Raw genomic sequence first — 9355 nt, 5'->3', positions numbered from 1 at the left:
TGGTGAACACCTTCCCGTGCGAGCCCCACGTCCTGCCGAAGGTGTAGGCCTTGCGGTCGCCGGAGAAGAACTTCCCCCAGCTCGTGGCGTGGGCGGTGGCGGCCGTCTGCGGGGCCGTGGCGACCTGGGTGGCGACCTGGGCGGCGGTCTGGGCGGCGGTCTGGGCGGTGGCCTGGGCGGCGGCCGGGCTCAGGGTGAGGCCGGTGACGGCCATCGAGCCGGCGAGAGCGGTGATCGCGAGAGTCTTACGCATTTTCGGGTTCCTTTCCCCGTCGGTGTGCTCCGGTGACAGGGACATTACGGAGACCCGTGCCGATCATCTGTGCACGAATCCACACATGGGCCGTGATCAGTGCCACACGGGCCGGCGTCATCCGGAACGGGGCTCCGTACGAACGCCGGCCCGGCGCGGGCCGCACGCGGAGGTCAGGTGGCGCGGCCGGACTTGAGCGCGGCCGCGGTGTCCACGACGCGGCGAGCCTGGTGGCGGGCGGCCTGGAGGGTCACCTCGCCGGGCGGGCCGTCACCGGCGACGTGGGAGGTGCCGTACGGGTTGCCCATCTGGAACTGCACGGGGTCGGTGTAGCCGGGGGGCACGATGACGCCGCCCCAGTGGTAGAACGTGTTTCCCAGCGCCAGGATCGCGGACTCCTGGCCGCCGTGGGCGGTGTTGGAGGCGGTGAAGGCCGAGTAGACCTTGCCGGCGAGCTTGCCCTGGAACCACAGGGCGCCGGTGCTCTCGATGAACGTCCGCAGCGCGGCGGCCGGGTTGCCGAAGCGGGCGGGCGTGCCGAACATCACCGCGTCCGCCCACTCCAGGTCGTCGAGGCCGGCCTGCGCGACGCCGGCCGTCTCGCGCAGGTGCCTGGCCCATTCCGGTCTGGCCTCGATCGCCTCCGGCGGGGCCTGCTCGGCGACCTTGCGCAGGCGTACGCGCGCGCCGGCCTTCTCCGCGCCCTCGGCGGCGGCCTGCGCCAGGGCGTGCACGGTGCCTGTGGCGCTGTAATAGATGATGGCGACGTTCACGGGTTCCATGACCGTTGTCCTTCCTTCGCGGGTGCCGCCCGTCCGGGGGCGGGGGCCGTCCGTACGACGACGCAGCCCCGCGCGATGTGAGGCGAGGCGCCGGCCTCACATTCCGGCGCCGTGTCTCGTCGGAGACGGTGAGGGCGGAACGACGAAGGAAGGCCGGCGACACCATGACCACGCGACCCGAACCGGGCGACGACCTGAGCGCGATCATGGGCGAGCGGCGCCGGCTCCTCAACCTCGCCTACCGCCTCCTCGGCTCGCTGGCCGAGGCCGAGGACGTCGTCCAGGAGACCTACGCCCGCTGGTACGCCATGTCACCTGACCAGCGGGAGGCCATCGAGTCGCCCGGCGGCTGGCTGACCAAGGTCGCCGGGCGCATCTGCCTCGACCTGCTCGGCTCGGCGCGGGCCCGGCGGGAGCGGTATGTGGGGCAGTGGATCCCCGAGCCGCTGCCCGGCCGTACCGAGTGGGTCAGCGCGCGGCCCGGCGCGGACCCGGCCGACCGGGTCACCCTCGACGAGTCGGTCAACATGGCCTTCCTCGTCGTGCTGGAGTCGATGACCCCGGCCGAGCGCGTCGCGTTCATCCTGCACGACGTCTTCCGCTACTCCTTCGCCGAGGTGGCCGAGGTCGTCGGCCGCAGCCCGGCGGCCTGCCGCCAGCTCGCCTCCTCGGCCCGCCGCCGCATCCGCGCCGCGCAGGCCCCGGCGACCACGAGCACGACCGCGACCGCGACCGCGACCACGAGAACGGCCGCCACGGCGCAGCGGGCCGCCGTCGTCAGGGCCTTCAAGCAGGCGTGGGAGTCCAGCGACATCGGCGCCCTCATCGGGCTGCTCGACCCCGGCGCCACGGCGACCGGCGACGGCGGCGGGCTGGTCACGGCCGTGCCGCGCCCGCTCGAAGGCGCCGAGGAGGTGGCCCGCTTCTTCGCCGCCCGCCGGCCCGGCGCGGGCTCCGGCCTGACGCTGGTGGAGTGCACGGTCAACGGCCAGCCCGGACTGGTCGGGCGGCAGGACGGCGTCGCCGTGACGGTGATGGCGTTCGACATCGCGGACGACCGGATCACCCGCATCTGGGCGGTTCTCAACCCCGACAAGCTCCGCCCCTGGACGACGGCCTGACCGAAGCACCTGAAGCACCTGAAGGCCGGCGTCGGATCACGCCGGCACGGCCCTGATCCGCTCCGCCTGGAAGCGGTCGGAGGCGGGGAAGGCCCGCCGGTATTCGCTGGGCGTGACCCCCACGTGCGCGGCGAAGTGGTGGCGCAGGTTGTTGGCGCTGCCCAGGCCGCTGCGCTCGCCGATCTGGTCGATGGACAGGTCGGTGGTCTCCAGGAGGAGTTGCGCGCGGGCGAGGCGCTGGTGGAGCAGCCACTTCATTGGCGTCGTGCCGGTCGCGGCGCGCAGGTTACGGTGGAAGCTGCGCACGCTCATCCCGGCGCGGGCGGCGAGGTCCTCGACGGTGAGCGGCCGGTCGAGGTGCTCCACGGCCCAGTGCAGCACGGGCGCGATCCCGCCGTCGGTCACGGCCACCGCGCGCTCCACGAACTGCGCCTGCCCGCCCGGCCGGTGCGCGGGCACCACGAGGCGGCGGGCGAGCTGGTTGGCGACCCGCGCGCCGAGGTCACGGCGGACGATGTGCAGGCACAGGTCGAGCCCGCCGCTGAGCCCGGCGCTGGTGAGCACGTCGCCGTCATCGACGTACAGGACCGAGTCGTCCACCTTCACCCGAGGGTACTTCTCGGCCAGCTCGCGGGCGTGCTCCCAGTGGGCGGTGGCGGGGCGGCCGTCGAGGAGGCCCGCGGCGGCGAGCGCGAACACGCCGTTGCAGAGCGAGACCATGCGCGCCCCCGCGGCGCTGGCCCGGCGGAGCGCGTCGAGCAGCTCCGCGGGCAGCTCGCGGCCGGTGTTCATGTACGACTCCGGCACCACCGGGACGATCACGGTGTCGGCCTTCTCCAGCTCCTCCAGCCCGTACGGCGCGTTCAGCGCGAACCCGGGCCCGGCCGGCGGCCGGCCGGGCCGCAGCCCGCAGACGCGCAGGTCGTACCAGGGGTCCGCGAGGTCGGTGTGGGCCACGCCGAACACCGCCGTCGCGATGCCCAGCTCGTACATGTCCCACATGGCGATGGCGTCGTCGATCACGACCAGGGCGACGGTACCGGTGCTCACCCGTCCCACCCTATGGCAGTAATTTGGCGAACATCGGCACTCCTGCCAGTTTCGGCCCGCGTCGCGCGCTGCCATCGTGGTGAATCACTCCCACGAAACGGACAGGAAGCAACAGACATGGCAAGAACCCCCGTCACCGTCATCGGCCTGGGACTGATGGGCCAGGCGCTGGCCGGCGCCTTCGTCCGGGCCGGTCACCCCACGACCGTCTGGAACCGCACCCCGGGCAAGGCGGACGCCCTGGTCGGGGCCGGCGCGACCGAGGCCCCGTCCGTCGAGGCCGCCGTCGCCGCCGCCCCGCTGGTGGTCGTCTGCGTCCGCGACTACGACGCCGTGCGCGCGCTGCTCGCGCCCGCCGAGGCCGCGCTGTCCGGCCGCGTCCTGGTCAACCTCACGTCGGGCGCGTCCGACGAGGCCCGCGAGCTGGCCGGCTGGGCGGCGGAGCGCGGCGCCGACTACCTCGACGGCGCGATCATGATGACGCCGCCCGGCATCGGCGCCCCCGAGACCGTCATCCTGTACGGCGGCCCGCCCTCCCTGTACGAGACGCACGAGCAGACCCTCGTCACGCTGGGCGGCGCGAGCACGCTGATCAGCCACGACGTCGGCCTCCCCGCCGTGTACGACGTCGCGCTGCTCGGCATCATGTGGTCGACGTTCAACGGGTTCATGCACGCCGCCGCGCTCATGGAGACGGAGAAGATCTCGGCCACGGCCTTCCTGCCGATGGCCACCGGCTGGCTCAAGGGCGTGGCCTCGTTCCTGGAGGTCTACGCGCGGCAGATCGACGACGGCTCCTACACGGCCGTGGACGCGTCACTGGAGACGCAGATCCCGCCGGTCCGCCACCTCATCCACGAGAGCAGGACGCGCGGCATCGACACGAGCCTGGCCGAGCTCACCGAACGGCTCATCACGGAGGCGGTCGGCCGGGGCCACGCCCTCGACAGCTACGCCCGCGTCATCGACCACTTCAGGCCGTCCACCCGGTGAGCCCACCGCACATGGGCGCCGGCCTGGACTGGACGGTTGACGCCGGCGGGCTGGAGTGGAGCTGCCGGGCCACGCTGGACCAAGTGGGACGGCACCGTGCGCTGAGACCGGCCCGCGGCACCCGCCCCCTCCCCTGGCCCCTCTCGCCCATCCGCACGCCGCACGCCGGCGGGCGACGGGCGGCCGGGGGCGGTCAGCGGGGCGAAGGGCGGGGGCGGTTCCACCAGAGGGAGAGGGCGAGGGCCGTCGCGACGAGGACTCCGCCCGTGGCGGCGAAGGCGGCGGCGGTGTCCACCCGCTGCTGGACCACGGTGAAGCTGCCCGGAAGGGCGGCGAGAGCGCTCTGGAGCTGGCGGGCGTTCTCGGCGCGGTGGTAGGAGCCGCCCGTGGTCCTGGCGATCTGCTTGAGCGCGGGCTCGTCGATGGTGCGGACGTTGCGGCCGCCGTCGAACCGGCCGCGACCGCCGAACCCGCCGCCGCCGAAGCCGCGGCCGTCGTACTGGGAGTTGTCGCAGACCATCGGGGCCGGGTTCGTGGTGCCGAAGCCGATGGGGAAGACGCGGACGCGGCGCAGCGCCGCCTCCTGGGCGGCGGTCTGCGGATCGACGCCCTGGGTGTTGGCGCCGTCGGTGAGCACGACGATCGCGGCGCCCGCGTAGCCCTCCCCCGAGCCGCCGGCGGGGGTCGCGCCGGTGGGGGCGACCGACGGGTCCACCTCGGCGATCGCGTCGATGGAGGTGAGCACGGCCTGCCCGATCGCGGTGCCCCGGCCCATGGTGAGGCCGTCCAGCGCCTTGATCAGCGCGTCGGTGTCGTCGGTGGGCGGGACGAGCAGCCCGGCGGCGCCCGCGAAGGCGACCAGGCCGATGCGCGGCCCGCCCCGCTGCGACTCGATGAACTCCGCGGCGGCCTTCTTGGCGGTGGTGATGCGGTTGGGGTCCACGTCCGTGGAGCACATGGACAGGGAGGTGTCGAGGGCGAGCAGGATCGTCGCCGATGTCCGCGGCACCGGCACCGACGCCTGCGGGCGCGCGGCCCCCACCGCGAGCAGCGCGAGCCCGGCGACGAACAGCGCCGCGGGGATCCGGCGCGTCCAGCGGGTACGCCCGGGCAGCGCGGCCCGTACGAGCGCGATCGAGGTGACGCGGACGGCGGCCCGCCTGCGGCGGCGACGCGCCCACCAGCGGACGGCGAAGAGCAGCGGGATGATCAGCAGGGCCAGGAGCGCCCACGGCCAGGAGAACGATGCGAACGACATTCAGATCACCCGTCCTGACCGCAGCATGGTGAGCGCCGCTCCCGTGGCGAGCAGCGCGAGGGCGAGCCCGATCAGCCCGCCGGCCAGGGGCAGCGGCTCGTCGGAGACGGTGAGCCGCAGGTCGATCGTGCCGGCGATGCCGTCGAGCCGCGCGGCGTCGGAGGCGGGATGGTAGGCGCCGCCGGTGGTCCGCGCGATCAGGGTCAGCGTCTCCTCGTCCAGCGAGGTCTGCAGGCGGTAGCCGTCCACCTTGACCGCCGCCCCGGCCGTGGTGCCGACCCCGACGGTGTGGACGTGCACGCCCGCCCGCTGCGCCGCGGCCGCGGCGGGCTCGACGTCCCCGCCCCCGTTCTGGCCGTCGGAGAAGAGCACGACGGTCGCCGACGGCCAGTAGCCGATGTCGGGCGCGGCGCCGTCGCGGCCGAGGGTCACCTGCCTGCCGGTGATCGCCGACAGCGAGGCGAGGATGGCGGGCCCCAGCGAGGTGCCGCCGGTGGGCTTCAGCCGGTCGATGGCCTTGAGCGCGAGCGAGTGGTCGGGGTCGGGGCGGGCGGTGGTGAGCCCGCGCCGTTCGAACGCGACGACCCCGATGTCCACGCTGTCCGGCTGGGCCGCCACGAACGCGCGCGCCGCCCGCTGTGCGGCCGCCAGCCGGGTGGGTGCGACGTCGTCGGCCGCCATGCTGTTGGAGACGTCGATGGCGAGGACGACGGTGCCCGCCGTGCGCGGGACCGGCACCATGGCGGCGGGTCCGGCGGTGGCGACCGCGAGCACCCCGACGCCGGCGATCGTCAGGCCGGTCCCGAGGTACGCCCGCCGCCCGCCCCGCACGGCGACACCGGCCGCCGCGAGCACGGCCCTCCGGCGGCGGGCCGAGACGACGGCCGCCCAGGCGAGCGCCGCCGTGACGAGCAGCCCGGCGGCCAGCAGCAGCGGCGAGTCCAGGGTCATGAGCGCTCCTCCGCCCCGGCCAGGGCGTCGTCCGTGCCGGCCGCGCGGGCGGGCCCGGTCACGGCGCGCGGTCCCGGGTTCTGGCGACCACCTCGACCAGCGCCTCGGCCAGGTCGCGATCGGTGTCGATCCGGTGGACGGGCACCCCGGCCCGGCGCATGCCCGCCGCGAGCCGGGCGTCGCGGGCGCCGACGGCCTCGCGCAGGCGTACGCGCAGCAGCGGGTCGGCGGAGTCGACGACGAGCTGCTCGCCGGTCTCGGCGTCCTCGACCACGATCAGCCCGGCCTCGGGCAGCACGTCGTCGGCGGCGTCCACGATCCGCAGGGCGACCACCTCGTGCCGCCGGGCCAGCCGCTGGAGCGCGCGTTCCCAGTCGCCGTCGCCGATGAAGTCCGACAGCACGACGATGAGCGCCCGGCGGCGGGCGAGGCGGCCGGCCGCGTCCAGCATCTCGGCCAGGTCGGTGGTGGCGCCGCCGCGCGTCCCGGCGGTGCGCTCCAGCTCGGCGGCGATCCGCAGCGCGTGCCGCCGTGAGGTGCCCGGCGGCACGACGCGCACCATCCCGGTGTCGTACAGCAGCGCGCCGACGCGGTTGCCGCCCCGCCCGAACAGCCGGGCGAGGACGAGCGCCAGCTCGGCCAGCACGTCGTGCTTGCCGCGCCCCGGCCGCCCGGCCGCCATCGAGGCCGACCGGTCGAGCACGAGCCACGCGGTCAGCTCCCGGTCCTCGGTGAACACCCGCAGGTGCGGCTCGTCCAGCCGCGCGGTGACGTTCCAGTCGATGTGCCGCGCGTCGTCGCCCGCGCCGTACGCGCGCAGCCCGGTGAAGTCGATCCCGGAGCCCCGGTACGCGGTGCGGTGGGCGCCCTGGAGCCGGCCGTCGAGCCGGCGCACGACCTTCCACTCCAGGCGGAGCAGGAGTCTCTCGGGGGCGGTGGCCATGGCGGCGGCTCAGCGGTTCCGCAGGACGACGTCGGGCGTGCGGACCGCGCCGAGCACCCTGGTGACGACGGTGTCGGCGTCCACGTCGTCGGCGAGGGCCTCGTACGACAGCACGAGGCGGTGGCGCAGCACGTCGAGCGCGAGCTCGGACAGGTCGTGCGGCAGGACGTAGTCGCGCCCGCGCAGGAACGCCAGCGCCCGGGCCCCGGTGACGAGCGCGATGGACGCGCGCGGGCTGGCCCCGTAGGTGACGTACCGCTCCAGCTCGCCGAGGCCGGCCGTGGCGGGGGAACGCGTCGCGGAGACCAGCCGGACGGCGTAGTCGACGATCGACGGGTCGACGTACACCTGCCGGGCGCGGCCCCGCATCGCGACCAGCTCCTCGGCCGTCACCATGGGCAGCGGCGGCTCCGGCGGGCGCAGCGCGCGGTCCACGATCGCCCGCTCCTCGGCCTGCGTCGGATAGTCGACGACCACCTTCATCATGAACCGGTCCACCTGCGCCTCCGGCAGCGGGTACGTGCCCTCCGACTCGATCGGGTTCTCCGTCGCCATGACCAGGAACGGCTCCGGCACCCGGAACGTCTCGCGGCCGATCGTCACCTGGTGCTCCTGCATCACCTCCAGCAGGGCGCTCTGCACCTTGGCGGGCGCGCGGTTGATCTCGTCGGCCAGCAGCAGGTTCGTGAACACCGGGCCGAGCTCGGTCCTGAACTCCCCGGAGTGCTGGTGGTAGACCCGGGTGCCCACGAGGTCGGCGGGCACCAGGTCGGGGGTGAACTGCACGCGCTGGAAAGTCCCGGAGATCGCGGCGGCCAGCGACCGCACCGCCAGCGTCTTGGCCAGTCCGGGCACGCCCTCGACGAGCAGGTGCCCGTCGGCGACCAGCGCCACGGCCATCCGCTCCAGCAGCACGTCCTGCCCGACGATCGTCCGTTTGACCTCGAACAACACCTGTTCGAGCGGGTGTGCCGACTCGGGGGACTGGATCGAGGTCATATGGTCGTCCTTCTGGTGGTTCCGCAATCGGCTGGGTCAGATCAGCGGCCCGCCGCCCGGCGGGCCGTCGCCCTCGTCGCCCAGCGCCACGCCGATCGGCACCGCGAACGCGATGCCGGCGAACGCCTCGTCCCCGCCCGGGTCGGCGATCGAGACGACGATCCCGACGACGAGGCCGCGGCCGTCCAGGAGGGGGCCGCCGGAGCTGCCCGGGTTCACCGAGGCGTCGAACTGGATGAGACCGCTCAGGCCGCCCTCCTCGGCGCTGCGGTTCAGCCCCGACACGACGCCGGTGGAGACGCTGTAGGTCAGGCCCAGCGGGTTGCCGATCGCCACGACGGGCGCGCCGACGGCCACGCCGCCGCCGAGCGTGGCCGGGACGACGAGCTCCGGCAGCTCGGCGGGCTTGAGGGTGGCGACGTCGCGCTTGGGGTTCGACGACGCGACGACGGCCTTCGCCTTGGTGCCGTCGGCGAACGTCAGCCTGACGTCCTTCGCGCCCTTGACGACGTGGTACGCGGTCAGGATCGTCCCGTCGTCGGCCGCGATCACCCCGGTGCCGAGCGACTTCCCGGCCTGGATGACCACCACCGACGGGCCGACCCTCTCGTACAGGTCGGGCACCGTGAGCGTCGCGCCGGGCGTCGGCGTCGGCGTCGGCGTCGCGCTCGGCCCGGCCGCGGCCACCTCACCGCCGCCGCTCCCGCTGCCCAGCCAGTACGCCAGCGCCGCCACGACGACCAGGGCGCCGCCCCCGGCGACGAGACGTCGCCGAGCCCTCCCCGCGACGGCACCCCGAGCCCCGGCCTCCGGGACAGCGGCAGCCCGGGCCCCGGCCTCCGGGGCGACGGCGTCCTGAGCCGCGGCCGCCCCGGCCGCCCCGGCCGCGTCGGCCTGTTGCGGCACGCGCTCCATCGCCCCATCGTCATAAATTTCGGTCAAAAGTGCCACAAAGTCCGTCTAAGAACTCCATGAAAACCACGACCAGGAATGGGGGAAGCGCCG

9 protein-coding genes and 1 pseudogene are annotated in these 9355 nt (G+C 74.5%); 2 read left to right on the top strand and 8 right to left on the bottom strand.

Annotation, left to right across the window (positions count from 1 at the left end):
* Both IO39_RS18165 and wrbA read right to left on the bottom strand, forming a co-directional pair.
* Window positions 1-253, bottom strand: a pseudogene (locus tag IO39_RS18165) (hypothetical protein); the annotation flags it as partial.
* Window positions 254-426: 173 nt separating this feature from the next.
* Window positions 427-1035: an NAD(P)H:quinone oxidoreductase gene (wrbA, locus tag IO39_RS18160; protein WP_043624102.1), complete on the bottom strand. Its 609-nt coding sequence runs from the start codon at window positions 1033-1035 to the stop codon at window positions 427-429.
* 164 nt (window positions 1036-1199) lie between these two features.
* Here wrbA and sigJ point away from each other — a divergent pair, with 164 nt between their 5' ends.
* Complete coding sequence (gene sigJ / locus IO39_RS18155) at window positions 1200-2156, top strand: RNA polymerase sigma factor SigJ (protein WP_043624099.1); 957 nt, start codon at window positions 1200-1202, stop codon at window positions 2154-2156.
* Window positions 2157-2192: 36 nt separating this feature from the next.
* Here the strand turns inward: sigJ and IO39_RS18150 are convergent, their stop codons facing one another.
* Entirely contained in the window at window positions 2193-3206 is a 1014-nt protein-coding gene (locus IO39_RS18150; RefSeq protein WP_043624195.1) for a GlxA family transcriptional regulator, read from the bottom strand.
* A gap of 117 nt (window positions 3207-3323) precedes the next feature.
* On the opposite strand from IO39_RS18150, the gene IO39_RS18145 reads away from it, so the two are divergent.
* Entirely contained in the window at window positions 3324-4199 is an 876-nt protein-coding gene (locus IO39_RS18145; RefSeq protein WP_043624096.1) for an NAD(P)-dependent oxidoreductase, read from the top strand.
* Window positions 4200-4392: 193 nt separating this feature from the next.
* Here the strand turns inward: IO39_RS18145 and IO39_RS18140 are convergent, their stop codons facing one another.
* From IO39_RS18140 to IO39_RS18120, 5 genes are read right to left on the bottom strand one after another with little or no spacing between them, the layout of a single operon-like run.
* Window positions 4393-5457 carry a VWA domain-containing protein gene (locus tag IO39_RS18140; protein WP_043624093.1) on the bottom strand — a complete coding sequence of 355 codons (1065 nt, stop codon included), beginning with the start codon at window positions 5455-5457 and terminating at the stop codon, window positions 4393-4395.
* Complete coding sequence (locus IO39_RS18135) at window positions 5458-6408, bottom strand: VWA domain-containing protein (protein ID WP_043624091.1); 951 nt, start codon at window positions 6406-6408, stop codon at window positions 5458-5460. It lies immediately after the preceding gene.
* Between the two features lie 58 nt (window positions 6409-6466).
* Complete coding sequence (locus tag IO39_RS18130) at window positions 6467-7351, bottom strand: DUF58 domain-containing protein (RefSeq protein WP_043624089.1); 885 nt, start codon at window positions 7349-7351, stop codon at window positions 6467-6469.
* A gap of 9 nt (window positions 7352-7360) precedes the next feature.
* Complete coding sequence (locus IO39_RS18125) at window positions 7361-8350, bottom strand: AAA family ATPase (protein WP_043624087.1); 990 nt, start codon at window positions 8348-8350, stop codon at window positions 7361-7363.
* Between the two features lie 36 nt (window positions 8351-8386).
* The gene (locus IO39_RS18120; RefSeq protein ID WP_245642041.1) at window positions 8387-9301 is read right to left on the bottom strand and encodes a S1C family serine protease; all 915 of its coding nucleotides are present in this window, start codon (window positions 9299-9301) and stop codon (window positions 8387-8389) included.
* Window positions 9302-9355 lie beyond the last annotated feature (54 nt).

The sequence above is a fragment of the Nonomuraea candida genome, from assembly GCF_000725485.1.
Taxonomy (GTDB): Bacteria; Actinomycetota; Actinomycetes; order Streptosporangiales; family Streptosporangiaceae; genus Nonomuraea; species Nonomuraea candida.
This window is presented reverse-complemented; position numbering and strand designations above follow the sequence as displayed.

What these genes read in the sequence shown, in the direction of transcription:
- wrbA (WP_043624102.1), bottom strand. Translation starts at nt 1,035, where the DNA reads ATGGAACCCGTGAACGTCGCCATCATCTATTACAGCGCCACAGGCACC.
- sigJ (WP_043624099.1), top strand. Translation starts at nt 1,200, where the DNA reads ATGACCACGCGACCCGAACCGGGCGACGACCTGAGCGCGATCATGGGC.
- IO39_RS18145 (WP_043624096.1), top strand. Translation starts at nt 3,324, where the DNA reads ATGGCAAGAACCCCCGTCACCGTCATCGGCCTGGGACTGATGGGCCAG.
- IO39_RS18140 (WP_043624093.1), bottom strand. Translation starts at nt 5,457, where the DNA reads ATGTCGTTCGCATCGTTCTCCTGGCCGTGGGCGCTCCTGGCCCTGCTG.
- IO39_RS18135 (WP_043624091.1), bottom strand. Translation starts at nt 6,408, where the DNA reads ATGACCCTGGACTCGCCGCTGCTGCTGGCCGCCGGGCTGCTCGTCACG.
- IO39_RS18130 (WP_043624089.1), bottom strand. Translation starts at nt 7,351, where the DNA reads ATGGCCACCGCCCCCGAGAGACTCCTGCTCCGCCTGGAGTGGAAGGTC.
- IO39_RS18125 (WP_043624087.1), bottom strand. Translation starts at nt 8,350, where the DNA reads ATGACCTCGATCCAGTCCCCCGAGTCGGCACACCCGCTCGAACAGGTG.